The following is a 23,858-nucleotide window of genomic DNA, read 5'->3' on the forward strand; positions in this document are numbered from 1 at the left end:
TGTGGACGAGCCAGACGGCCTCGCCGACACGCCGAGGGGCGTCAGCTCTTGCCGAGCGAGAGGTCGTCGGGGAGCTCGAAGTCGCGTCGCGGCAGCTCCTCGACGTTGACATCCTTGAACGTCAGCACGCGCACCGACGTCACGAAGCGGTCGGCGCGGTAGATGTCCCACACCCACACGTCGCGCATCGTGAGCTCGAAGTAGAAGTCGTGCTCGGTGTCGTGGCGCACGACGTTGACGTCGTTCGCGAGATAGAACCGTCGCTCGGTCTCCACGACGTACTGGAACTGGCCGACGACATCGCGGTACTCGCGATACAGCGCGAGTTCGAGTTCGCGGTCGAATTCCTCGAAGGAGTCCTCATCCATGGTGTCCCCAGCCTAGGCGATTGCCCACGAACGTCGGTGATGGTCGGTCAGGCCGCGTTCCCGGATCGCCGCACGGTGCGCTGCGCTGCCGTAGCCCTTGTTGCGGTCCCAGGAGTACGAGGCGTGGGCGTCGTGGAGGTCGACCATCAGCGCATCGCGCGCGACCTTCGCGGCGATCGAGGCCGCCGAGATCGACGCGCGGTCGCGGTCGCCTCCCACGACGGTCCGCAGGTCGAGGCGCCCCATCATCGTCGACGCCACGGGTGAGAGATAGTCGTGGTTGCCGTCGAGAAGCACGACGCCCGACGGCACGTCGAGCCCGCCGGCGCGGAGCGCCCCGAGGGCGCGTACGGCCGCGAGACCGAGCGCTCCGAGGATCCCATGTTCATCGACCTCGCCCGGAGTCGCCCACCCGAGGGCGCTGCCGCACACCCACTCGGCGGTGCGCGCGGCGACATCGGGACGTCGACGGGCAGTGACGAGCTTCGAGTCGCGCAGCCCTTCCGGGACGGCCGTCGCCGCGACGGCGTGGTCGATGGCCGCGGCCCCGACGGTGACAGGCCCGGCAAGAGCTCCCCGGCCCACCTCGTCGAGGCCGATCACGAGCGGCGCCGTGTCGAGCAGACGTCGCTCGAGGTCGAGCGTGGGAGCGACCGGGGTCATCGGTCGGACTCCGGAACGCCGGTGAACGCCGGGGTGCGATCGTCGAGCGGGCCGAAGTGCGACAGCGGCCAGGTGCGCAGGACGACGCGGCCGACGATCTTGTCGACGGGGACGAACCCGCCGCCGGGCTGCGTGTCGTGGTAGCGGGAGTCCTGCGACCGGTTGCGATTGTCTCCCATGACCCAGACGGCGTTGTCCGGAACGACGACGTCGAAGTCGGTCATCGACGCGCGCGTGGATCCGTCGGGAAGGCGCAGGTAATCGAGCTCGTCGACACCCGCGCCGTTGACAGTGAGCTGGCCGAGAGCGTTACAGCATTCGACGTGGTCGCCCGGCAGAGCGATGAGGCGCTTGACGAGATGTTCCTCGGAATCGGCCGCCGAGACGCCGATGGCCGTGAGCAGCCAGTTCATCGCGCCGGCGAGTCCGCCGGGGCTTTCGCCACCCGGATCGGGCAGCCAGCCGCCCGGATCCGCGAACACGATCACGTCGCCGCGCTCGTACCCCGTCCAGTTCACAGTCAACTCGTCGACGAGGATCCGGTCATCCGTCATGAGCGTGTCCTCCATCGATGCCGACGGAATGTAGAACGACCGCACGACGAAGGCCTTGATGAGCATTGACACGACGGCAGCGATGACGATGATGATGACGACGTCGCGCAGGAACGTCAGGACTCCGCGTCCGCCCGGTCGGTCGTCTGCCGGGGCCGTCTCTGCTTCTGTTGTCATCGCCTTCAGGATCCCATACGTCGAACGCCCCGCGACGGAAGCGTCGCGGGGCGTTCAGTCACGATCGCTCGACGATCAGACGTTCTCGCGCTTCTCGCGGATCTTCGCACGCCTACCGGTGCGGCCGCGCAGGTAGTAGATCTTCGCACGGCGCACGTCACCGCGGCTGACGACCTCGATCTTGTCGATGATCGGCGAGTGCACGGGGAACACGCGCTCCACGCCGACCTGGAAGCTGATCTTGCGCACGGTGAAGGTCTCGCGCACGCCACCACCCTGGCGACCGAGCACGACGCCCTGGAAGACCTGGACGCGGGAGCGGCTGCCCTCGATGATGTTGACGTGCACCTTGACGGTGTCACCTGGCCCGAACTCCGGGACGTCGGTCCGCAGCGATGCTGCGTCGACGGCATCGATGATGTTCATGATGGTTCGCTTCCTGCGGCCGCCACAGGTCGCCCGCGCAAAAGGTCAGGAGATCGCGGTGCGCATGAGAGCCGAACTGACGAACAGATCCTCGACTCCCCTGTGGCAGAGTCGAAACCGGACGCACCAACGGGCGCGCCGGCCACGGCACAAACGTCTATTGTGCCACATGCGCGCTCCACCGCTCACAGCGTTCTCGGGACCCGCCCGGTCGACATGCGCGAGAATGGTCAGCGACCCGAAAGGACACCAGATGATCGAGCTGCGCACACCCGCCGAGATCGAGGCTATGCGACCGGCGGGACGGTTCGTCGCGGAGACGCTGCAGACCCTCTCCGAAGAGACGAAGGTCGGCATGAACCTGCTGGAGATCGATCGACGCGCCCACGCGATGATCCGCGCGGCCGGTGCCGAGAGCTGCTACCTCGACTACGCGCCGTCGTTCGGGTCAGGTCCGTTCGGTCATGTCATCTGCACCTCGGTCAACGATGCGGTGCTGCACGGGCGTCCCTACGACTACACGCTGCGCGACGGAGACCTCGTCACGCTCGACTTCGCCGTGTCGATCAACGGCTGGGTCGCCGACTCCGCTGTGTCCTTCGTCGTCGGCACGCCGCGCGATGAGGACCTCGCGCTCATCGACACGACCGAGCGCGCGCTCGAGGCCGCGATCACGGCCGCGCAGACCGGCAGCAAGGTGGGCGACATCTCCGCCGCCATCGCCGCCGTCGCCCGGGGTGACGGTCTCAGCATCAACACCGACTTCGGCGGCCACGGCGTCGGTCGCACGATGCACGGAGACCCGCACATCCCCAACGATGGTCGCGCCGGACGCGGCTTCCCCCTGAAGCCGGGGCTCGTCGTGGCGATCGAGCCATGGTTCCTGCAGACGACCGACAAGCTCGTCACCGACGAGCGCGACGGCTGGACGCTCCGCAGCGCCGATGGATCCCGTGGAGCACACAGCGAGCACACGATCGCGATCACCGAAGACGGCCCGATCGTCCTCACGGCCAGATAGCCCTCTCCCGACGAAACCCTCACATCTCGCCCAGGCCTGGTGTGAGGGTTTCGTCGTTCCGAGGAAACGATCGCGCGACCGTCGCGGAAACACGGCGTTCCTACCGTGGGTGTCACCGACAAGACGCCCGAGGCAGGAGCACCACGTGACCGAGACATCTCCCCCACACCGCGTCGTCGTCGTGGGTGCCAGCATGGTCGCGCACCGCTTCGTGGAGAGCCTTCTCGCGCGCGCCGACACCGCGACGACCGTCACAGTCATCGGCGAGGAACCCCACCGCCCTTACGACCGCGTCGCGCTCACGTCGTTCCTCTCGGGCGCGACCCCGGACGACCTGACCCTCGACCGCAGCGTCTTCGACGACCACCGCGTCGACCTCCTCGCGGGCGATCCGGTCATCCGCATCGACCGCGGCGCGGCGACCGTCCTCACCGCAAGCCGCGCCACGGTGCCCTACGACACTCTCGTCCTGGCCACCGGATCCTCCGCAGCCAGGCCAGCCGTGGAGGGGGCAGACCTTCCCGGGTGCTTCGTCTACCGCACGATCGACGACCTGTCGTCGCTACGGGAATACGTCGCCGAGCGTGAGCGTCAGCTCGGGCGCCCGCTCACGGGAAAGGTGATCGGCGGCGGCTTGCTGGGCCTGGAGGCCGTCGGCGCGCTGCAGGAGCTGGGGGTCGACGGTGCCGTCGTGCACTCCGGAACCCACCTGATGTCGGCGCAGCTCGACCGCGCGGGCGGTGACGTTCTCGGGCGCCTCATCGAGCGCCGCGACATCACGGTGCGCACGTCGACGCGCACGACGCGCATCGACGCCGACCGCACGGGCCGTGTCGCCGGTCTCGAGTTTCACGACGGCTCCCGGGAGCCAACGGACGTCGTCGTCTTCACGGTCGGCGTGCGGCCGAACGACGCCCTGGCGCGCGAGGCGCAGCTCGCGTGCGAGTCTGACGGCGGCGTACGGATCGATGACACGTGCCGCACCTCCGACGAGCGGATCCTGGCGATCGGTGAGGTCGCGGCCTTCGATGGGCGCTGCGTCGGCCTCGTCGCCCCCGGCTACGCCATGGCCGAAGTCGCCGCCGACCGCCTCTTCGGTGGTTCCGCGACGTTTCCCGGGTATGACGATTCGGCGAAGCTCAAGCTCTCGGGCGTCGACGTCGCCTCTTTCGGCGACGCGCTGGCCACCGCGCCGGATGCGCTCGACGTCGTCTACACGGATCCGGTCGGCGGCGTGTACAAGAAGCTCGTCCTCAGCGACGACGCGTCCACGCTCCTCGGCGGGATCTTCGTCGGCGACGCCGCGTCGTACGGCGCCCTCCGTCCCCTCGTCGGCAGGCCACTGGGCGCGGATCCCGCTGCGTATCTCCTGCCCTCCGGCGGCATGGAGGCCCCGGCGGGCGAGCTCCCCGACGAGGCGATCGTCTGCTCGTGTTCGTCCGTCACGGCGGGCCGGATCCGCAGCGCGGTGCACGAGGACGGCTGCGCCGACGCGGGCGAGGTGAAAGCCTGCACGAAGGCGGGCGCGACGTGCGGTAGCTGTTTCGCGATGGTGAAGAAGATCACCGCGCAGGAGCTCACGGCACTCGGAAAGTCCGTGAGCAGCGCGCTGTGCGAACACTTTGATCTGTCGCGCCGGCAGCTCTACGACGCCATCGTGGTCTCGCGCGAGACGACGTTCAGCGGAATCCTCGAGCGATTCGGCCGCGGCCGCGGCTGCGACGTGTGCAAGCCGACGATCGCCAGCATCCTCCACGGACTCGTGGGCGAACACGTGCTCGACGGCGAATCCGCGGCGCTGCAGGACACGAACGACCACGTGATGGCGAACATGCAGAAGGACGGCTCCTACTCGGTTGTTCCCCGCATGCCCGGAGGCGAGGTGACGCCGGACGGGCTCGTCGTGATCGGCGAGGTCGCGCGCGACTTCGGGCTCTACACGAAGCTCACGGGCGGACAGCGCATCGACATGTTCGGCGCCCGTCTGGAACAGCTCCCGGACATCTGGCGCCGCCTCGTCGAGGCGGGCTTCGAATCCGGCCAGGCGTACGGCAAGTCGCTGCGCACCGTGAAGTCGTGCGTCGGATCCACCTGGTGCCGGTACGGCGTGCTCGACGCCGTCGGCATGGCGGTGCGTCTCGAGCTGCGCTACCGCGGCCTGCGGTCGCCCCACAAGCTCAAGCTGGGCGTTTCCGGCTGCGCGCGCGAGTGCGCCGAGGCCCGCAGCAAGGACGCCGGCGTCATCGCGACGGAGAACGGCTGGAACCTGTACGTCGGCGGCAACGGCGGATTCACGCCACGTCACGCGCAGCTGCTCGCAGAGGGCCTCGACGACGACGCCCTGATCCGCACCATCGACCGGTACTTCATGTATTACATCCGCACGGCCGACCGCCTCCAGCGCACCGCGCCCTGGCTAGCGGATCTTGACGGCGGGCTCGACGGCCTCCGCGAGGTCATCATCGATGATTCGCTCGGCATCGCGGGCGACCTCGACGACGCGATGGCGCGACACGTCGACGCCTACGAGGACGAGTGGGCGGCGACCCTCAAGGATCCCGACAAGCTCACGAGATTCCACTCGTTCGTCAACGCACCGACCACCCCGGATCCGTCCCTCGCCTATGTGGCGGAACGCGGGCAGGTGCGCCCCGCGTCCGACGAGGAGCGGCAATCCGGATCCGTGATGATCGCGGGTACGACACTGGAGGTACGGCAATGACCATGGTGACGAATCCGACGACACCCGTGCGCGCCGCGCGGTGGGTGCGCCTGTGCGCGTTCGAGCAGCTGAGTGTGGAGCGTGGGCGGGCGGCGCTCGTGGGCGACACCCAGATCGCGCTCTTCCTGCTCGCCGACGGCACCGTGCGAGCTGTGTCGAACTATGACCCGTACAGCGGTGCGCACGTCCTCTCTCGCGGTATCGTCGGGACGGCGGCGTTCGCAGGCGGCGCGGTGATTCCGACGATCACCTCCCCGTTGCACAAGCAGTCGTGGGATCTGCGCACCGGAACCGTCGTCGAAACGCATGGCCACGACGAGCGCCACATCACGTCGTTTGCGGTCGCGGTGGACGACGGTCAGGTGTTCGTGAAATGGGAGGAGGCGTGAGATGACCACGATGCTCGGAGTGTCTCTCGACGGCCGCCGCGTCGTGCTCGCGGGCGGCGGAAGCGTCGCCGCACGCCGCCTGCGCCGCTTTCTCGACGAGCGCGCCGACGTGCTGGTTGTCGCGCCCGACCTCGCCGCCGAAACGCAGCAGCTCATCGCGGATCACGACGTGCCCTGGCACGCTCGCGCGATCGTCGAGTCCGACCTCGATGGCGCGTGGCTCGTGCACACCGCGACGGGCGACAGCGCGGTCGACGCCCGGGTCTCAGCGTGGTGTGAGGCGCGGCGGACTTTCTGCATCAACGCCTCTGTCGGCGCTCACGGATCCGCGCGGATGACCGCGCAATCGCGAGCGGGCGACGTCCTCGTGGGCGTCACGAGCGACGCCGGCGTGGATCCGCGCCGCACCGCGCGCGTCCACCGCTCGGTGCGTGAGCTGCTCGAATCCGGCCGCGCGCCGTTGCGCCGCGTGCGCGGCGACGCTGCCGGATCCGTGGCCCTCATCGGCGGCGGGCCGGGCCCCGTCGACCTCATGACGTTGCGGGCGCGCCGACTCATCGCTGAGGCCGACGTGGTCGTGGCCGACCGCCTCGGCGCGACCGCCGTGCTCGACGAGCTCGAACCGGACGTCGAGGTCATTCACGTCGGCAAAGCGCCAGGGCATCACACTGTCATGCAGGACGGCATCAACGATCTGCTGATTGCGCACGCCCGCGCCGGGAAACGCGTCGTGCGACTCAAGGGCGGAGACCCGTTCGTCTACGGGCGCGGCGGCGAAGAGGTGTCGGCCTGCCTCGCCGCGGGCGTTCCCGTCGACGTCGTGCCGGGCGTGACGAGCGCGGTTTCGGTGCCGCAGGCGGCGGGGATCCCTGTCACGCACCGCGGCGTCGCCTCGAGCGTGCACGTCATCAACGGGCAGTCGGGGCTCTCCCCTGCCACCGTGGCGTCGCTGAGGGATCCCGCCGTGACGACCGTCATGCTCATGGGAGTGCGCGCGTTCGACGGGATCGCCCGCGCGGCCCTCGACGCGGGAATCCCCGCGAACACGCCCGTCGCGTTCGTCGAGAACGGGCACACGATCCGGCAGCGTACGACGAGGGCAACGCTCGGTGACGCCGGCGATGCCGCCCGCTCGGCCGGCGTGGCCAATCCCGCCGTCATCGTCATCGGCGAGGTCGCGCGCCCCGATCTCCTGCTCCCCGCGCACGCCGTCGCGGCGCGCGAGGGAACGCCTGGATGACGCCCATCGTCGCGCCCGTTCCGCTGTCGTCCGCTCTCGAGGGGTGTTCCGTCGTCGTCGCCGTGGATCGCCGCTCGGGCGAACTGCAGGCAGCCCTCGAACGCCACGGCGCGACCGTTCAGCGAGCGCCCGCCCTCTCGATCATCCCGCACATCGACGATGCGGCGCTCCTCGATGCGACGCACGCGTTGATCCACTCGGCCCCCGACATCGTCGTGGCGACGACCGGCGTCGGGTTCCGCGGCTGGGTTGAGGCCGCGCACGAGGCCGACCTCGCCGACGACCTCGCACGGTCGTTCGCGGGCGCGCGGATCGTCGCGAGGGGCGCGAAGGCGCGCGGCGCGGTTCAGCAAGCGGGGTTCGACGTGCACTGGACAGCCGCGTCCGAGACCGCGCAGGAGGTTGGCGAGTTCCTCCTCGCAAGCGACGTCGCGGGCAAGAGGATCGCGGTGCAGCATCACGGATCCGGCGCGGACGGCCTCGATGAGCTGCTGCGCGCGCACGGCGCCACCGTCGTCAGCCTCTCGGTGTACCGGTGGGGGCCGCCGGTAGATCCGGAGGCCGTTCGCCAGTCGGTGGCGCAGGCGGCCGAAGGGTCCGTCGATGCCGTGCTGTTCACCGCGGCGCCGGGGGCGGACGCCTGGCTCGACGTCGCCGAAAGCCGCGGCGCGCTCGACGACATCCGCGATCGCGCCGCACGCGGACACCTCGTCATGGCGGCCGTCGGCCCGATCACGGCACGTCCGCTCGACCGGCGCGGGGTGCCCGCTGTGATCGCGTCGCGCGGCCGGCTCGGGTCGCTCGTGCGCCTGGTCGTCGCGCACTTCGGCGACGGCGGGGCACCGAGCGTGACCACGCCCCGCGGCCGACTCGAGGTGCGCAGTTCGGGGGCGATCCTCGATGGCGAGTTCCTGCCACTCTCGCCCGCGAGCACGGCGCTGCTCACCGCGCTCTTCGATGCCGGCGGCGCCGTCATCAGCCGTCAACGCCTCCACTCCGTCCTGCCACGGTCTCGCCGCAGCTCGCACGCCGTCGAGATGGCCGTCGCGCGCCTGCGCGAATCGCTCGGATACGCCGACCTCGTGACCACGGTCATCAAGCGCGGCTATCGCCTCTCGGTCGAGGAGCCCGCGTGACGCTTCCCACACTCGTCGCGTGCTCCCACGGCACGGATTCCGCAGCCGGCCGCGCCGTCGTGACGACGCTCGCGAAGCGCGCCGCGGAGCTCGTCGGCGCCCCGCTCGCCGAGACCTTCGTCGACGTGCAGCATCCGCAGGTCGACGAAGTCGTCGCAGCCCTCGAGGGACCGGGCGTGATCGTGCCGCTGTTGCTCTCCCCCGGCTACCACACGCAGGTCGACATCGGCCGCGCGGCCGCGGCGCGCGAGGACGTCGTCGCCACCGGCACCCTCGGTCCGCATCCCCTGCTCCTCGACGTGCTCGAGGACCGCGTGCGCGCCGCGGGCTTGGATCACAGCGATCGCGTAGTGCTCGCCGCCGCGGGATCCTCACGGCCGGAGGCGATCGCGCGCGTCTCAGACGTCCGCGCGGAGCTCGCGGCGAGGCTCCGCGTTCCCGTCACCGCGGGCTACGCCTACGGCGCGTCTCCGACGGTCGCGGACGCGGTCGCCCACGCGCGGGGCACAGCCGGCCGCGTGATCGTCGCGAGCTATGTGCTCGCGCCCGGCCACTTCGCGAACCTCATCGCGAACGCCGGCGCCGACGTCACCACGGAGCCGGTCGGCACGGATCCGCGCGTCGCTGAGATCGTCGCCGAGCGATTCCGCGAGGGCGTCGCACGTCTGTCGTGCACGCACTGATCCGCGACAGCGGTTCAGCCCCCGATGGCGTTCATGCCGCGTGCGGGCTGTAGAAACCCTTCGTCGTTGATGGCGTGGCCGGGGAGCTTCCGCCAGATGCAGCCGCGCAGGGTGCGCTCGATATCCGCGTCGGTTCCGGATCCGCGCAGGAGCGGCACGAGGTCGAACTCTCGGTTCGAGAAGAGACAGTTGCGCAGTTGCCCGTCTGCGGTCAGGCGCAACCGGTCGCACGCGCCGCAGAATGGCGCCGTGACCGACGCGATGACCCCGACCGTATGAGCGGATCCGTCAAGGCGCCACGACTCGGCAGGCGCGCCCCCGCGGCCGGGCACGGGTTCGAGGTGCCATCTCGTCGCGAGCTTCTCGAGGATCTCCTCGCGCGTGACCATCTGCGCGCGATCCCAGGTGTGTCCAGCGTCAAGCGGCATCTGCTCGATGAACCGCATCTGGGCGTCGTGATCGAGCGCGAACTGCACGAGGTCCACGAGTTCGTCCTCGTTGACGCCGCGCATCGCCACCGCGTTGAGCTTGAGGGGTCGCAGCGACGACGCCGCGGCAGCGCGGATCCCGGCGAGCACGTCGTCGAGGCGATCGCGGCGGGTGAGCTCGCGGAACTTCTCGCGCTGCACGGTATCGATCGAGATGTTCAGTCGGCCGAGCCCGGCATCGATGAGCTCGTCGAGGCGGGTATCGAGGCCGATCGCGTTCGTCGTCATCGCGATCTGGACCGGGCCGGTTTCGGTCTCGAGGCGCGCCAGGCGTGTGACGATGTCGGCGAGATCGCGGCGCAGCAGCGGCTCCCCGCCCGTGAGTCGGAACGTCGAGATGCCGTTCGCCGCCGCAATCCGCGCGACGCGCTCGATCTCGTCGAGGGTGAGGATGCTCTGCCGCGCGAGCCACTCGTTGCCCTGCTCTGGCATGCAGTAGGTGCAGCGCAGCGAGCAGCGGTCAGTGAGCGAGATGCGGAGGTCGCGGTGCACGCGCCCGAACCGGTCGACGAGGGCCCCCGATGTCGGCATGTCGTCCGGCAGCACTTCGGCCGGGCGCCGTTCGCCCAGCCGGATCTGCACGGCGCTCACGCGCTCGCCCCCGATCGACGCATCATCCCTCCAGCGTAGGACGTGGCCGGCTGCCCGGCGCGCCGGGGAGGGAACTCTCTGACGGGATGAGGCGCACGGCGTCTGGAGGCACTGACACGCGTACCGGATCGCCCGGCGCGATGCCGAGCGCGGCGATCTGGGCCGTCGGGACGTCGATGGCGAGGAGTGGCTCGGAGACATGCACGCGGGCCCCGCCCGGCGCGGGTTCGAGGCGTTCGACGCGCGCAAGCCATTCGCCGGGCGTCTCATCGTCCGCGCCCGAGCGCGCCACCTGCAGTGCACCCGTCCACGTGGTCTCCTCGGCTCGCGCAATGCGCGCGTCGGCGGGGCGGAACACCGCGACGATCTCGTCGCCGTCCGCGGGCCGCGGACCGCTGTCGGCCGACGTGATGGTGAGCGGCATACCGAAACTCGACCCGGTCCAGACACCATCGTCGGCCGTGCCCGGCAACCGGTTGAGGCCGGCCGCGGAGGCGACGAAGGACGTCGCGGGTCGCGCGAGCACATCGCGGACGGCGCCGCGCTGCGTCACCTCGCCGTCCTCGATCACGATCATGCGGCGCGCGAGAGCGGCCGCATCGAACGCGTCGTGGGTCACGAGGATCGTCGGCGTCATCGTGAACGCCAGTTGTTCGCGCAGCAGCGAGCGGATGTCGCTCGCCGTTTCGACGTCAAGCGACGTCAGGGGCTCGTCGAGCAAGAGGAGGCGCGGCGTCGTGGCGAGAGCGCGCGCGAGCGCCACGCGCTGTTGCTGTCCGCCGGAGAGCTCGTTCGGCCGGTGGTCGCCGATGCCAGAGAGTCCGACGCGCCACAGCCACTCGTCGGCGTCGGTGCGCGCGCGGCGACGCGGCATGCGCCCCGCGCGGGGCCCGAACGCGACGTTGTCCCTGGCGCTCAGGTGCGGGAACAGGAGCGGATTCTGCCCTAACATCACGACGCCGCGTCGGCGCCTGTCCGGGCGGCGCCGACGCGTCAGGACATCGCCTCCGATCCTCACCTCGCCACCCGTGACGCTCAGGTCGCCGGCCAGCGCCTGCAGGAGCGTGGATTTTCCCGCCCCGCTCGGTCCCATGACAGCGAGCACCTCGCCGTGGCCGACGTCGAGCTCGGCGTCGAGTTCGAAGCGCGCCGAGCGCCGCACGACCACGCGGCCTGCGATCACCGACGCCGTCATGTGAGGCTCCCGGGTCGCCAGGCACGCGTGACGAGCAGCACGAGCAGCACCGCGACAATCAGCATGACCGATAGCGCGACGGCCGCACCCTGCTCGACGCCGGATCCGTTGAAGGCCGTGTAGATCGCCAGCGGCATCGTCTGGGTCACGCCCGGCGCGTTGCCGGCGAACAGCGCCGTCGCTCCGAACTCGCCGATGGCGCGGGCGAAGCAGAGGATGACGCCGGCGAGCAGGCCGTTGCCCGCAAGCGGCAGCGTGATGCGCCAGAGCACCGTCCACCGGCGCGCACCGAGCGCGCTCGCCGTGCGCTCGTATTCGGTGCCGGCGGTGCGCACGGATCCCTCGACCGCCAGTACGAGGAACGGCAGCGCGACGAATATTTGAGCCTGCACGACGGCGACGGTCGTGAACGGCAGGGCGACGTCGAACGCGTCGCTCAGCCACCCGCCGAGCACGCTGGATCCGCCGAAGAGGAACAGCAGCGCGACACCGCCGACCATGGGAGGAAGGACGAGCGGGATCGCGACAAGGATCCGCGCGGCGGCGGCAATTCCGCGTGGCGCTCTCGCGATGAAGATCGCGAGAGGCACGCCGATGACGATGCACACGACGGTCGCCGTGCCGGCGGTCACGAGTGACAGCACGAGCGCGTTCAGCGCCGCCTCGGACGTCGTATCGCGCCAGAGCGTCGACCACTCGACGCGCGAGATGAGGGCGGCAAGCGGCAGCGCGAGGAAGAGGAGCGCGAGGGCCGCGGGAATCCAGAGCAGGCGGGGGTGCGGCGTGCGCATTCTGCGTGCCGTGCGCGTCATCCGTTCCCCCGTCGTCGTAGTGGCTGTTGAGTCCATCATGGCGTGCCGAAGCCCCACCGCGCGAGCACGTGCTGTCCCTCCGCGGACAAGACGTAGTCGACGAAGGCGTCCGCGTCGTCCCCCGCGCTCGCCGACGCGGCGATCGGATAGGAGTTCACGATGTCGTCGAAGCGCGGGTCATCGACGGCATCGATCGCATCATCCGCCTCCACGTCGGTGCGGTACACGAGGCCCGCATCCGCAACGCCGTTCGCCACCTTCCGCGCGACGGCCGCGACGTTCTGTTCATAGCTCGCGGCCGCAACGACCAGCCCCGCGGCGTCGAGCGCCCGGGTCGTCGCGGCGCCGCACGGCACCGCGCTGGCGCACACGACGACGTCGAGCGCCGGATCCGTGAGGTCCTCCAGCGCGGTGACCTTGCTCGATCCGGCCGGCACCGCGATCACGAGCTCGTTCGTCGCGAAGATGCGCGGCGGATCCATCTCATCCGCGATCCGCGCCATCGTGTCTTCGTCCGCCAACGCGACGACATCGATCGGCGCGCCCTCCGCGATCTGTGTTGCCAGGGTGCTGGACCCGTCGTACACGACCGGTGCGACCTCGACGCCATCGTGGGCGGCCTCGAAGCCCGTCACGATCTCCTCCAACGCGCCATTCAGCGAGGCCGCCGCCGCGACGCGCAGCGTCCGCGTCTCGTCGGCCGCAGAACACGACGCGAGAAAGAGCACGCCGAGGGCCGCGGCGAGAATGAGACACGGTCGGCGCATGCGTCCATCCTCTCGCGCCCTGCGGCCCCGTCACGTCGGTACGCTCGAGCCATGGCGTTCCCACCGCTCGTCGACCCGATCACCGCGCTCACCGAGGCGGAAGCCGCGCGCACCGCGCGACACGCCGCGCTCTACCCGTTCGGTGGCGAGGGACAGCGCCGTCTCGCGGCCGCGCACGTCGCCATCGTCGGCGCGGGAGGGCTCGGCTCCCCCGCCGTGCTCGCGCTCGCCGCGGCCGGCATCGGGCGGATCACGATCATCGATGACGACGTCGTGGAGGCCTCGAATCTGCAGCGCCAGGTGCTGCACCGCATGAGCGACCTGGGGTCCGCGAAGACCGCGTCCGCCGTGCGCGCCGCGCGCGACCTCGCGCCCGAGTGCGACGTCACGGAGATCCGCGAGCGAGTCACGCCGGAAAACGCCGAGCGGCTGCTCTCCGGGGCGGACGTCGTGCTGGACGGCACCGACACGCTCGCGACGCGCGAGGCCGTTGCGAGCGCGTGCGAGCGCCTCGGCGTGCCGCTCGTCTGGGGCGTTGTACAGGAGTTCCAGGCGCAGGTGACCGTGTTCTGGTCGAAGCCCCCGGCCGGCGTCCCGCCGACGCGACTCGGCGATCTCTACCCGCCAGGTTCCGCCGGCGAGTTGCCGACGTGCGCCGCGGTCGGCGTCCTCGGCGCGCTCGTCATGCACGTCGGGTCGATCATGTCGACGCAGGCGATCCTCCTCATCGCGGGGATCGGCGATCCGCTCGTCGGCCGCATCGCACTCATCGATGGGCTCCGATCGACGACGCGGGAGGTGCCGCTCCGCGCGCGGGCGACGGGGTCTGCCGGCGACGAACCGCGCGCCCCGCACATGATGCCCGAAATCGACGTGGGTGCGCTCACGGCGCGGCTCCGCTCCGACGCCGCGCCGCTCGTTGTCGACGTGCGCAGCCAGGCGGAGCGCGCGGAAGCCGCGATCGGCGGCTCCGCGTGGATCCCTATCGACGACATCCTCGCCGACCCGGCCGCCGCCGCAGACCGCCTGCGCGCCGAGGCCGCCGGGCGCGACGTCGTCACCGTCTGCGCAGCCGGCGCCCGATCCGCGCGCGCCACGGCTGCCCTCGCTCGCGCAGGGGTCCCGTCTCGCTCGCTGTCCGGCGGCCTGAGCGCCTGGTTCAGCGCGTGATGGGCCGTATCCCCAGCCACGCGGCAGCTCGACGGTCCCCCGGGACGTTCTCGGCGCCGCATCGACTCGTGGATGGGAGGCACCGATGAGTGACCTGATTTCCGTCGCGGAGCACCGGACGCGGGTGCTCAACGCGGCGCGGCCACTCGAATCCGAGGAGCTGGCCGTCGCGGATTCGGTCGGGAGCACGCTCGCTGCCGACGCGATATCGCGCCTCGACATTCCTGCCTTCGACAACTCGGCGATGGATGGCTTCGCGGTGCGGCACGCCGATGTCGCGGAGGCGAGCCGCGATGCCCCCGCGGTGCTCAGGGTCGTCGCCGACGTGGCGGCGGGGTCCGCCGCGGATCCGGCGCTCTCGCCCGGCGAGGCCGCGCGCATCATGACGGGGGCACGGGTGCCAACGAGCGCAGATACCGTCGTCCCGTTCGAACAGACCATCGGGGGTCTTGGCGACTCGCTGACGGAAGCGGCCGTCTCCGTGCCGCCGCGCGCCCGCGGCGCACACATTCGCCGGGTCGCCGAGGACATCGCTGCGGGACGAGTGGCTCTGTCCGCAGGCGCGGTCGTCGGCGCGCTGCAGCTCTCCGCCCTCATCGCGGCGGGCGTCCGCGAGGTGTCCGCCGTCCGCCGCCCTCGCGTCGCCGTCGTCTCCACCGGATCCGAGCTCGTGCCACCCGGGACGGATCCGGCACCCGGCCAGATCCCGGATTCCAATTCGGCGCTTCTCGCCGAGCTCGTCGCCGATTCCGGCGCGCGCGTGACGCTGCGTACCTCGGTGGGCGACGATCCCGCCGCCCTTCGCGCGCTGCTGAACGAGGTCGACGCCGACGTCGTCATCACGTCCGGCGGCGTGAGTGCGGGCGCATACGAACCGGTGAAGCAGGCGCTCGCGGGCCGGATCCGCTTCGACCGCATCGCGATGCAGCCCGGTAAGCCGCAGGGGTTCGGCGTGCTCGATTCCGGCGCGCTGTTCTTCGGCCTCCCCGGCAATCCCGTGAGCGTCGCGGCGTCGTACGAGATGTTCGTCCGGCCCGCCCTGCTCCGCGTGCAAGGGCGCGCCGACATCGACCGCCCGCGGTTCGCCCTCCCCGCCACGACGGGGTGGCGCACGCCGGCGGGGCGCCTGCAGGTCCTCCCGATCGTCGTCGACGGGTCGGGTGTGCGTCCCGCGACGGCGGGAGGATCCGGATCTCATCTCGTCGGCGGGCTTGGGCGCGCCGAGGGCTACGCGGTCGTCCCCGCAGACGTGGCGGAAGTGGCATCGGGCGATCTCGTCGATGTCATGCTGGTCTCATGACCTCCTTTACTCACCTCGACGCCGCCGGCCACGCCCGCATGGTCGATGTCACCGCGAAGCAGCCCACCGTGCGGTCCGCGACCGCGCGCGGGTTCGTGCGCGTGGCGGCGGAGACCATCGAGGCACTGCGCGATCAGACGGTACCGAAGGGCGACGTGCTCGCCGTCGCGCGGATCGCGGGGATCCAGGCCGCGAAGAAGACGCCCGACCTGCTGCCGCTCGCGCACGTCATCGGCGTGCACGGCGCATCCGTCGACCTCGAGGTGACACACGACGGCATTGCGATCGAGGCCACGTGCCGCACCGCCGACCGCACGGGCGTCGAGATGGAGGCGATCACCGCCGTCACCGTCGCCGCACTCACCGTCGTCGACATGGTGAAGGGCATCGACCGCACGGCGCTCATCGAGAACGCCCGGATCGTGAACAAGACCGGCGGACGCAGCGGCGACTGGACCCGCCCCGGCGAGTGAGTAGGGGTATGGCGGCGTACGCGAGTGCGTACGCGCCCTTTCACGCGCCGAAATGGGCGCGTACGCACTCGCGGACTCTCTCGGCGCCCCGGAAGCGCCGTCGCATGGGAGGATCGGAGCGACGAGGAGGGAACACCCCATGAGCGATCAGAGGCACCTGCCACCCGAGGCGCTGGATGAGTGGACCCGCGCGGCATGCGCTGAGTTGGGGCTCAGCCGGGCGGACGTCGATATCTCCCTCGTGCTCGATCTCGCACGCGACATCGCCCACGGCGTGGCGCGTCCGGCGGCACCGCTGACGACGTTCCTCACGGGGCTCGCAGCGGGGCGATCCACCGATCCCGACGCCGCGCGCGCCGCGATCGCGAAGGTCACGGCACTCGCAGAGGAGTGGGACGCATGACGACCGTGCGCTATTTCGCTGCGGCCGAGGAAGCCGCTGGCGTGGCCTCGGAGACGCGGTCCGAGACGACGCTCGACGCGCTCCGCGACGCGCTCGTCGCCGACCACGCCGGTCTCGGCGCGATCCTCCCCCGCTGCGCCGTGCTCGTCGACGGCGCACGCCACGACGACGATCTGCCGCTCACCGGATCCGAAACGATCGACATCCTCCCGCCCTTCGCCGGCGGGTAAGCGCCTCAGCCGCCGATGCCCTTCCACGCGGTCGTGCCATCGGCCTCGATCTGGCGCTTCCAGACCGGCAACTCGCGCTTGATGTCCTCGATCACCGCGCGGCACGCGTCGAACGCCTCCGCGCGGTGCGGTGACGCGACCGCGATGACGACCGCCGCATCTCCGACGGCGAGGCGACCGATACGGTGACTGACCGCGATGAGGGATCCCGTACGGACGGCGGCGCGCGCCGCGATCTCCCCGAGGATCCGCTCGGCGTCAGGGTGCGACGTGTACTCGAGCGCCGTCACCGCGCCGGCCGCGTCAGGGTCGTGGTCGCGTACGCGGCCGACGAAGCTGGTTTCGGCTCCCATGCGGGGGTCGTCGACGAGCGCGGTGTGCGCCGCGAGCGCGATCGGATCGGCGCTGAGCGCCGCGCGACGCACCTCGCCGCCGTGTCCGTTCGCGTCAGTCATGGTCGCCTCCCGCGAGCTGTGCGAGCGCGTGCGCGGCGACCCGGAGGATCACGGGCATGCCCTCCGCGACGGCTTTCGGGGATCCGGGAAGGTTGACCACGAGCGCGTCGCCCGCGACGCCCGCGATACCGCGCGAGAGCACTCCGCCCGGCGCGGCGGCGGATCCGATCCGGCGCAGCTCCTCAGCGATGCCTGGCACCTCGCGGTCGATGACCCCTCGTGTCCCCTCCGGCGTCTCGTCGCGCGGCGCGATGCCGGTGCCGCCAGTCGTGACGACGAGACGCGCACCCGATCCGAGGGCGTCGCGGATGCCGCGCGCGACGGCGTCTGCGCCGTCCGGGACGATGACAGCATCGGCGCACGCGAAGCCCGCCTCGCGCAGCGCGCCGACGGCGGCGGGGCCCGCGAGGTCCTCGCGCGCTCCCGCGGCGGATCGATCGCTCACGGTCAGGACCGCGGCGTGTTCTCGTGCCGCTCGGTCCGCCCCCGTGCCCCGATGCGCGTGCCGTGCCGGCTCGGATCCCGCGCTCATTCCGCGGATCCCTCGATGAGGTCGGGTCGGCGCTCGCGCGTGCGCTCGAGCGCCTGCGCGTGACGCCACTCGGCGACCTTGCGGTGGTGCCCGCTCAACAGGACGTCGGGGACCGCGAGGCCTCGCCATTCGGCGGGCTTCGTGTAGATCGGGTACTCGAGCAGGCCCGTCTCGTGCGATTCCTCGACGAGGCTCTCGGGGTTGCCGACGACACCGGGCACGAGGCGTCCGATCGCCTCGATCATCGCCATCGACGCGACCTCGCCGCCGTTGAGCACGTAGTCGCCGATGCTCACGAGCTTGACGCGTCCGCGGGTGGCGTAGTGGTCGAGTACGCGCTGGTCGATGCCCTCGTAGCGGCCGCACGCGAAGACAAGGTGCTTCTCCTGCGCGAGCTCGCGTGCTGTGCGCTGCGTGAACACCTCTCCGGAGGGTGTCGGCACGACGAGAACGGCGTCGTCGTCGAGGATCCCGTCGAGCGCATCTCCCCACGGCTCGGGCTTCATCACCATGCCGGCGCCACCGCCGTAAGGGGTGTCGTCGACGGTGCGATGACGGTCGTGGGTGTGCTCACGCAGATCGTGCACGCGCAGGTCGAGCACGCCGGATTCGCGCGCCTTCCCGATGAGCGACACATCGAGCACGTCGAAGAACGCCGGGAAGATCGTGACGATATCGATGCGCATCCCCCGATGCTATTCGACAAGTCTCCGACGAGTCCGTCGCTGTTCGCGGCGGACTCGTCGGAGACGTGTGGACCTGGCGGGATCGTGCGGACTTGTATGGGGCGGACCGCGTGTTTCGTGCGCGTTTCCCACCTCTGACGTCGCCCCCGCGGGGCGCGTGACGGAACGGTGACCCTGACGCAACCCACGGGCGCACGCGCGGAAACACCCCCGACCTAGGGTCGGGTCGACACCGACCGAATCCAGCGCAGGAGGCGCCATGGCAACGCCGACGAGCACGACGAGCACCGCTCCCGAGAGCCCGATCCCGCGGCGGGCGGGCCTGGTGTTCCATCGCGGCCGCTGGATCGACGGCTGGAACGCCGAGGATCCGGTGCAATGGCAGGACCAGGGGCGCGCGATCGCCAAGCGGAACCTCGGCTGGTCGGTGTTCGCTGAGTTCCTCGGTTTCGTCGTCTGGCAGCTGTGGAGCATCGTCGTCGTCATGCTCCCGGCTGCGGGGTTCGACATCACCTCGGCGCAGCAGTTCTGGCTCATCTCGGTCGCGAGCCTCGTCGGCGCGACGCTGCGATTCCCCTACACGTTCATGGTGGCCCGGTTCGGTGGGCGCAACTGGACGATGATCTCCGCGGGGCTCCTGCTGATCCCCGCGATCCTGCTCGGCATCGTCGTGCAGAACCCCGAGACCCCCTACCCGGTCTTGTTGCTCGTCGCGGGCCTCGGCGGCCTCGGCGGCGGCAACTTCGCCAGCTCGATGGCGAATATCACGTTCTTCTTCCCGCAGCGCGAGAAGGGCTGGGCCCTCGGGCTCAACGCCGCTGGCGGCAACGTCGGTGCGGCGATCGCGCAGCTGATCGTCCCGATCGCTGTCACGCTCGGCGCCGTCGGCACGCTGAACCTTGAGTACGCCGGGTTCATCTGGGTGCCGCTCATCCTCATCTCCATCTGGGGCGCGTGGCGGTTCATGGACAACCTCTCGACCGCCAGGAGCGACGTGGCGGGCGCGGCCGCCGCGCTCAGGGAGCCCCATCTGTGGATCATGGCGCTGCTCTACATCGGCACGTTCGGATCCTTCATCGGCTTCGCGAGTGTGTTCCCGAAACTCATCGCCGACCAGTTCCCCACGTTCTCGACGTTCCAGGTGGGCGGCGCCTCGCTCTCCCTCGCGTTCCTCGGCGCCCTCGTCGGTTCGCTCACGCGCCCCTACGGCGGCAGGCTCGCCGACCGCTTCGGCGGCGCGCGCATGACGGTCGCCTCCTTTACGGCGATGATCGCGGCGACGCTCGCGGTCGTGCTCACGCTGCCTCTCGCGAGCTTCTGGGTGTTTCTCGCGTGCTTCCTCGCGCTGTTCAGCGCGACCGGCATCGCGAATGGCGCCACGTACCGCATGATCCCCTCGATCTTCGCGGCCCGCGGCGCCGCGACGGCGGCAGAGTGGACAACTCGCGGCCGCGAGGCTGCTCCCCCCGGTCGCGGGGTGACGAGGGCCGGCGGGGAGCACGCGGTCGGCGCGCAGCGCAAGGGTGCCGCCGCGCTCGGCATCATCTCGGCGCTCGGCGCGTACGGAGGGTTCGTCGTACCGCAGGTGCTGAACCTCTCGCAGCAGGCCACGGGCGCCTACACGGTCGCGTTCACCGGGTTCATCGGCGTCTACGCCGCGCTCGGCGTGCTCACGGCTGTCGTCTACCTCGTGCCGCGCGCCTCGCTCGCCGGACGGATCGTCTGACGCGTGGCCAGAAGAGGCGAGCGGACCGCCCCGCAACGCATCGTTCTCATCGGTTTCGGTCCGGTCGGCGTGCGGTTTTCCGAGGAGATCCTTCCCGCGGTCGAGGACGGCCGGGTCGCCCTCACGGTCGTCGGCGCCGAGCGCGAGGATCCGTACAACCGCATCATGATCGCCGAGTACGCGACAGGCGACGTCGCGCGCGAGAACCTGCCGATCGCGGATCCCACGGACCTCGCCGCGCGGGGCGTGCGAGTGCTTGCGGGCCGGAGCGCGACCCGGATCCGCCCCGAGGGCCGCGAGATCGAGCTCGACGACGGACGACGGCTCCCCTACGACCGCCTCGTGCTGGCGACCGGTGCGCAGGCGAACGTCCCGCGCCTCGACGGCCTCTCCCAGTCGGCCCCCTCCTCGCCGGGGCTCGATGCCGTGCTCACGAACGGTGTGTGCGCGCTCCGGTCGATTGCCGACGCCGAGCGCGTACGGAGCGTCGTTACGGCCGGCGGCCGGGTCGCGGTCCTCGGCGCGGGCGTCCTCGGCCTCGAACTCGCGTTGCTCCTCGCGGGCACCGGCTCCCGCCCCCACCTCGCGCACTTCGGTCCGATCCCGATGCCGCGCCAGCTCGACCGCGGCTCCGCGCATGTGCTCTCGGCCCTCCTCGCTCACGCGGGCGTCGCTGTCGTACCGCACACGCGCGCCGAGGCCATCGTCACGCGCGAGGTCGCGGGCCGCCGCACATTCCGGGCGCTCGTGTCGAGTGACGGCAAGCGCATCGAGGCCGACCTTCTCGTGCTGTCCTGCGGCGTGCGCCCGCGCGACGAGCTCGCCGTCGACGCGAGTCTGCGGACGGCGCGCGGCGTGCTCGTCGACAACCGACTGCGGTCCTGGTCCGATCCGCGCATCCACGCGATCGGCGATGTTGCGCATGTGGCGGATCCGTCAGCGCACCGTCATTCGCGCACCGTGCCCGGCGGCGCGAGCGGTCTCGTCGGGCCCGGCTGGCGCCAGGCCGAATGGCTCGCGCGGTCGCTGCTGGCAGAGCTCGACGGCAACACCGAGCCCGACTACGTCGAGGACCTGCCGGGCATCGTCACCATGAAGGCCTCTCAGCTCGACCTGGTCGCGGCGGGCCGCGTGCCCGCGGATCCCTTCGCCCCCACGCCGCGCGACGAGCCCGTGACCGACACGGCGATGTGGGCGGATCCGCAGCACGGCACGTACGTCGCGATGGCGACGACGGGCGGCGTGCTCGACGGCTTCGTCACCGTCGGCATGCCGCGCGCGGCCGCGGAGCTGAGCGTGCTGTACCAGCGGCGCGGAGAGCTGCCGAGCGATCGCTCGCTCCTCCTCCGGCTCGATGCCGTTGACGAAGCGCCATCGGCGAACGACCGCGACCAGACCATCTGCCTCTGCAACGCTGTCACGGCCGGCGCGATCGAGGACGCGGTCCGCGAACACGACTGCACCACGGTGGAGGCCGTCGGGCGCTGTACGCGAGCGGGAACGGGATGCGGCGGATGCCGCGCCCGCATCGCCGAGATGCTCCGCGAGTCCGAAGGGCAGCCCGCGTGACATCGCGCCCCGCCGACACGCACTGCCCGTACTGCGCTCTCCAGTGCGCCATGACGCTCACCCCCGGGACGGACGCGGCGGCGCCGCCCACGGTGACGGGGCGGGAGTTCCCGACGAACCGCGGCGGGCTGTGCAAGAAGGGGTGGACGTCGGCCGAGCTCCTCGGGCGCGGCGACCGGCTCACGGCCCCGCTCGTCAAGCTAGCGGACGGTTCCTTCGCCGAGGCGTCCTGGGACGAGGTGCTGGACCGGATCGCGCGCGAGGTGACGCGAATCCGCAACGAGGTCGGCGCCGACGCTGTCGGCGTGTTCGGCGGCGGCGGGCTGACGAACGAGAAGGCCTACCAACTCGGCAAGTTCGCCCGCGTCGCGCTCGGGACGAGCCGCATCGACTACAACGGACGCTTCTGCATGTCGTCGGCGGCGGCGGCCGCCACCCGCGCCTTCGGGCTCGACCGCGGATTGCCCTTCCCCCTCGACGATCTCGACGCGGCCGACGCCGTGCTGATGCTCGGCTCGAACGTCGGCGACACGATGCCGCCGTTCGTCCAGCATCTGCAGGGCGTCAGGGCGCGGGGCGGACTCATCGTCGTGGACCCGAGGCGATCGACGACGGCGCAGCTCACCGCGAACGGCTCGGGTCTCCACGCGCAGCCCGCTCCCGGAACGGACATGGCGCTCCTGCTCGGCATCAGCCACGTCGTGATCGCCGATGACCTGTGTGACGACGGCTTCCTGTCCGCGCGGACCACGGGCTCAGACGCGGTACGTCGCTCTGTCGCCGCGTGGTGGCCAGAGCGCACCGAGCAGGTGACGGGGGTTCCCGCACGCGTCATCCGCGATATCGCGCACCGCCTCGCGGGCGCGCGCTCGGCCTACATCCTCACGGGGCGCGGCGTGGAGCAGCACGTCGACGGCACCGATACGGCGACCGCCGCGATCAATCTCGCGCTCTTGCTCGGCCTCGTCGGTCGCGAGGGAGCCGGCTACGGCACGCTCACAGGGCAGGGCAACGGCCAGGGCGGACGCGAGCACGGGCAGAAGTGCGACCAATTGCCGGGTTCCCGCAAAATCACGGATCCCGACGCGCGCGCCCACGTCGCGGCGGTCTGGGGCGTTGACCCCGCGGCGATCCCCGGCCCCGGGATCCCCGCGGTGGAGCTGCTCGCATCCTGCGGTGCCGCCGGTGGCATCAGGGCACTGCTCATCCACGGATCCAACGTGGTCGTCTCGGCGCCGGACGTGTCGCGCGTGCGCGAGTCGCTCAGCCTGCTCGACCTGCTCGTCGTCAGCGACTTCTTCCTCTCCGAGACGGCGCAGCTGGCGGACATCGTGCTCCCCGTCCTGCAATGGGCGGAGGAGGAGGGCACGATGACGAACCTCGAGGGGCGCGTGATCCGTCGTCGCCAGGCCGTCGCGCCGCCGCCCCTCGCGCGGAGCGAGCTGTGGATCCTGCGCGAACTCGCGGCGCGCCTCGATGCGCCCGGCGTCTGGTCGCTGGATCCCGCGGACGTGTTCGACGAACTCGCGCGAGCGAGCGCGGGCGGCCTCAGTGATTATTCTGGCCTTTCCCACGCGCTGCTCGACACGGGCGTGGCAGCGCACTGGCCGTTTCCTCACGGGTCCGCAGGCACGCCGCGCGTCTTCCTCGACCGCTTCGCGCACGACGACGGTCGCGCGCGACTCGTGCCGGTGCGCCCCCGTGGTCCGGCGGCGCCGCACGGATCCGAGGTGAACCTCGTCACGGGACGGATCCTCGAGCACTACCAGTCGGGAACGCAGACGCGCCGCGTCGCGGAGCTGAACGATCCGAACCCGCGTCTCACGGTGCAGCTGCATCCCGTCACAGCGCGCGATCGTGGGATCGTCGAGGGCGGCCGCGTCCGGGTGGCAAACGGGCGCGGAGTCGTCGAGGCGGAGGCTCGGCTGACTCCGGGGATCCGCCCCGACACGGTGTTCCTGCCGTTCCACTACGCGGGCGACGAAAGCGCGAACCTGCTCACGAGCGACGCCACCGACCCCCGAAGCGCGATGCCGGAGTTCAAGCACGCGGTCGTCACGGTGACACCCGCCTAGGAGGAGG

At 71.0% G+C, this 23,858-nt stretch carries 25 protein-coding genes; 14 read left to right on the forward strand and 11 right to left on the reverse strand.

Translation table 11 applies throughout. The annotated features are described in order from the left end of the window. Positions 1-41: 41 nt before the first annotated feature. From IEW87_RS10975 to rplS, 4 genes are all read right to left on the reverse strand, one after another. A complete protein-coding gene (locus IEW87_RS10975) occupies positions 42-368 on the reverse strand; it encodes a DUF2469 family protein (protein WP_188712249.1) in 327 nt (108 codons plus the stop codon). A 12-nt stretch (positions 369-380) separates the two neighbouring features. Further along, the gene (gene rnhB / locus IEW87_RS10980; protein ID WP_188712250.1) at positions 381-1,031 is read right to left on the reverse strand and encodes a ribonuclease HII; all 651 of its coding nucleotides are present in this window, start codon (positions 1,029-1,031) and stop codon (positions 381-383) included. Next, complete coding sequence (gene lepB, locus IEW87_RS10985; RefSeq protein ID WP_188712251.1) at positions 1,028-1,762, reverse strand: signal peptidase I; 735 nt, start codon at positions 1,760-1,762, stop codon at positions 1,028-1,030. Before lepB ends, rnhB begins: the two co-directional genes overlap by 4 nt. Before the next feature lie 75 nt (positions 1,763-1,837). After that, positions 1,838-2,188 (reverse strand): 50S ribosomal protein L19, encoded by a 351-nt coding sequence (gene rplS, locus IEW87_RS10990; RefSeq protein ID WP_188712252.1) that lies wholly within the window; start codon positions 2,186-2,188, stop codon positions 1,838-1,840. Between the two features lie 253 nt (positions 2,189-2,441). On the opposite strand from rplS, the gene map reads away from it, so the two are divergent. The 6 genes from map (at position 2,442) to IEW87_RS11020 (ending at position 9,379) form a co-directional block, all read left to right on the forward strand. Continuing rightward, positions 2,442-3,209, forward strand: a complete 768-nt coding sequence (gene map / locus IEW87_RS10995) for a type I methionyl aminopeptidase (RefSeq protein WP_188712253.1) — start codon at positions 2,442-2,444, stop codon at positions 3,207-3,209. A gap of 145 nt (positions 3,210-3,354) precedes the next feature. After that, the gene (gene nirB, locus IEW87_RS11000) at positions 3,355-5,931 is read left to right on the forward strand and encodes a nitrite reductase large subunit NirB (RefSeq protein WP_373285113.1); all 2,577 of its coding nucleotides are present in this window, start codon (positions 3,355-3,357) and stop codon (positions 5,929-5,931) included. Beyond that, positions 5,928-6,320, forward strand: a complete 393-nt coding sequence (nirD, locus tag IEW87_RS11005; RefSeq protein ID WP_188712255.1) for a nitrite reductase small subunit NirD — start codon at positions 5,928-5,930, stop codon at positions 6,318-6,320. The genes nirB and nirD overlap by 4 nt, the downstream gene beginning before the upstream one ends. A gap of 1 nt (position 6,321) precedes the next feature. Beyond that, positions 6,322-7,560 carry a uroporphyrinogen-III C-methyltransferase gene (gene cobA, locus IEW87_RS11010; RefSeq protein ID WP_188712256.1) on the forward strand — a complete coding sequence of 413 codons (1,239 nt, stop codon included), beginning with the start codon at positions 6,322-6,324 and terminating at the stop codon, positions 7,558-7,560. After that, positions 7,557-8,696: a uroporphyrinogen-III synthase gene (locus IEW87_RS11015; protein ID WP_188712257.1), complete on the forward strand. Its 1,140-nt coding sequence runs from the start codon at positions 7,557-7,559 to the stop codon at positions 8,694-8,696. Before cobA ends, IEW87_RS11015 begins: the two co-directional genes overlap by 4 nt. Next, a complete protein-coding gene (locus IEW87_RS11020; RefSeq protein ID WP_188712258.1) occupies positions 8,693-9,379 on the forward strand; it encodes a sirohydrochlorin chelatase in 687 nt (228 codons plus the stop codon). Before IEW87_RS11015 ends, IEW87_RS11020 begins: the two co-directional genes overlap by 4 nt. Before the next feature lie 14 nt (positions 9,380-9,393). On the opposite strand, the gene moaA is transcribed toward IEW87_RS11020, so the two are convergent. The 4 genes from moaA to modA are packed head-to-tail and all read right to left on the reverse strand — an operon-like array spanning position 9,394 to position 13,232. Beyond that, positions 9,394-10,458, reverse strand: coding sequence for a GTP 3',8-cyclase MoaA (moaA, locus tag IEW87_RS11025; protein WP_373285114.1), 1,065 nt, complete (start codon positions 10,456-10,458; stop codon positions 9,394-9,396). A 22-nt stretch (positions 10,459-10,480) separates the two neighbouring features. Continuing rightward, on the reverse strand, positions 10,481-11,653 hold the full coding sequence (locus tag IEW87_RS11030) for an ABC transporter ATP-binding protein (protein WP_188712259.1): 1,173 nt from the start codon (positions 11,651-11,653) through the stop codon (positions 10,481-10,483). Continuing rightward, positions 11,650-12,465 carry a molybdate ABC transporter permease subunit gene (locus IEW87_RS11035; RefSeq protein ID WP_229731105.1) on the reverse strand — a complete coding sequence of 272 codons (816 nt, stop codon included), beginning with the start codon at positions 12,463-12,465 and terminating at the stop codon, positions 11,650-11,652. Before IEW87_RS11035 ends, IEW87_RS11030 begins: the two co-directional genes overlap by 4 nt. A 35-nt stretch (positions 12,466-12,500) precedes the next feature. Then, positions 12,501-13,232: a molybdate ABC transporter substrate-binding protein gene (modA, locus tag IEW87_RS11040; RefSeq protein ID WP_188712260.1), complete on the reverse strand. Its 732-nt coding sequence runs from the start codon at positions 13,230-13,232 to the stop codon at positions 12,501-12,503. A 51-nt stretch (positions 13,233-13,283) separates the two neighbouring features. On the opposite strand from modA, the gene IEW87_RS11045 reads away from it, so the two are divergent. The 5 genes from IEW87_RS11045 to IEW87_RS11065 all read left to right on the forward strand — a co-directional run bounded on the left by IEW87_RS11045 (position 13,284) and on the right by IEW87_RS11065 (position 16,808). After that, complete coding sequence (locus IEW87_RS11045) at positions 13,284-14,402, forward strand: ThiF family adenylyltransferase (RefSeq protein WP_188712261.1); 1,119 nt, start codon at positions 13,284-13,286, stop codon at positions 14,400-14,402. 85 nt (positions 14,403-14,487) lie between these two features. Continuing rightward, the gene (locus tag IEW87_RS11050) at positions 14,488-15,702 is read left to right on the forward strand and encodes a molybdopterin molybdotransferase MoeA (protein WP_188712262.1); all 1,215 of its coding nucleotides are present in this window, start codon (positions 14,488-14,490) and stop codon (positions 15,700-15,702) included. Beyond that, entirely contained in the window at positions 15,699-16,175 is a 477-nt protein-coding gene (gene moaC, locus IEW87_RS11055) for a cyclic pyranopterin monophosphate synthase MoaC (protein ID WP_188712263.1), read from the forward strand. Before IEW87_RS11050 ends, moaC begins: the two co-directional genes overlap by 4 nt. Before the next feature lie 139 nt (positions 16,176-16,314). Beyond that, positions 16,315-16,578, forward strand: a complete 264-nt coding sequence (locus tag IEW87_RS11060) for a DUF6457 domain-containing protein (RefSeq protein WP_188712264.1) — start codon at positions 16,315-16,317, stop codon at positions 16,576-16,578. After that, positions 16,575-16,808, forward strand: a complete 234-nt coding sequence (locus IEW87_RS11065; protein ID WP_188712265.1) for a MoaD/ThiS family protein — start codon at positions 16,575-16,577, stop codon at positions 16,806-16,808. Before IEW87_RS11060 ends, IEW87_RS11065 begins: the two co-directional genes overlap by 4 nt. A gap of 5 nt (positions 16,809-16,813) precedes the next feature. Here the strand turns inward: IEW87_RS11065 and IEW87_RS11070 are convergent, their stop codons facing one another. The 3 genes from IEW87_RS11070 to trmD are packed head-to-tail and all read right to left on the reverse strand — an operon-like array spanning position 16,814 to position 18,481. Beyond that, complete coding sequence (locus IEW87_RS11070; RefSeq protein ID WP_188712266.1) at positions 16,814-17,263, reverse strand: molybdenum cofactor biosynthesis protein MoaE; 450 nt, start codon at positions 17,261-17,263, stop codon at positions 16,814-16,816. Then, complete coding sequence (locus IEW87_RS11075; RefSeq protein ID WP_188712267.1) at positions 17,256-17,795, reverse strand: MogA/MoaB family molybdenum cofactor biosynthesis protein; 540 nt, start codon at positions 17,793-17,795, stop codon at positions 17,256-17,258. The genes IEW87_RS11070 and IEW87_RS11075 overlap by 8 nt, the downstream gene beginning before the upstream one ends. Further along, on the reverse strand, positions 17,792-18,481 hold the full coding sequence (gene trmD / locus IEW87_RS11080; protein WP_188712268.1) for a tRNA (guanosine(37)-N1)-methyltransferase TrmD: 690 nt from the start codon (positions 18,479-18,481) through the stop codon (positions 17,792-17,794). Before trmD ends, IEW87_RS11075 begins: the two co-directional genes overlap by 4 nt. A 259-nt stretch (positions 18,482-18,740) precedes the next feature. Here trmD and IEW87_RS11085 point away from each other — a divergent pair, with 259 nt between their 5' ends. From IEW87_RS11085 to IEW87_RS11095, 3 genes are read left to right on the forward strand one after another with little or no spacing between them, the layout of a single operon-like run. Then, positions 18,741-20,207 carry an MFS transporter gene (locus tag IEW87_RS11085; protein ID WP_188712269.1) on the forward strand — a complete coding sequence of 489 codons (1,467 nt, stop codon included), beginning with the start codon at positions 18,741-18,743 and terminating at the stop codon, positions 20,205-20,207. Between the two features lie 3 nt (positions 20,208-20,210). After that, positions 20,211-21,776, forward strand: a complete 1,566-nt coding sequence (locus IEW87_RS11090; protein ID WP_188712270.1) for an FAD-dependent oxidoreductase — start codon at positions 20,211-20,213, stop codon at positions 21,774-21,776. Beyond that, a complete protein-coding gene (locus IEW87_RS11095; RefSeq protein ID WP_268234598.1) occupies positions 21,773-23,851 on the forward strand; it encodes a molybdopterin oxidoreductase family protein in 2,079 nt (692 codons plus the stop codon). Before IEW87_RS11090 ends, IEW87_RS11095 begins: the two co-directional genes overlap by 4 nt. The last annotated feature ends 7 nt before the right edge of the window (positions 23,852-23,858 follow it).

The organism is Microbacterium faecale (assembly GCF_014640975.1).
Taxonomy (GTDB): domain Bacteria; phylum Actinomycetota; class Actinomycetes; order Actinomycetales; family Microbacteriaceae; genus Microbacterium; species Microbacterium faecale.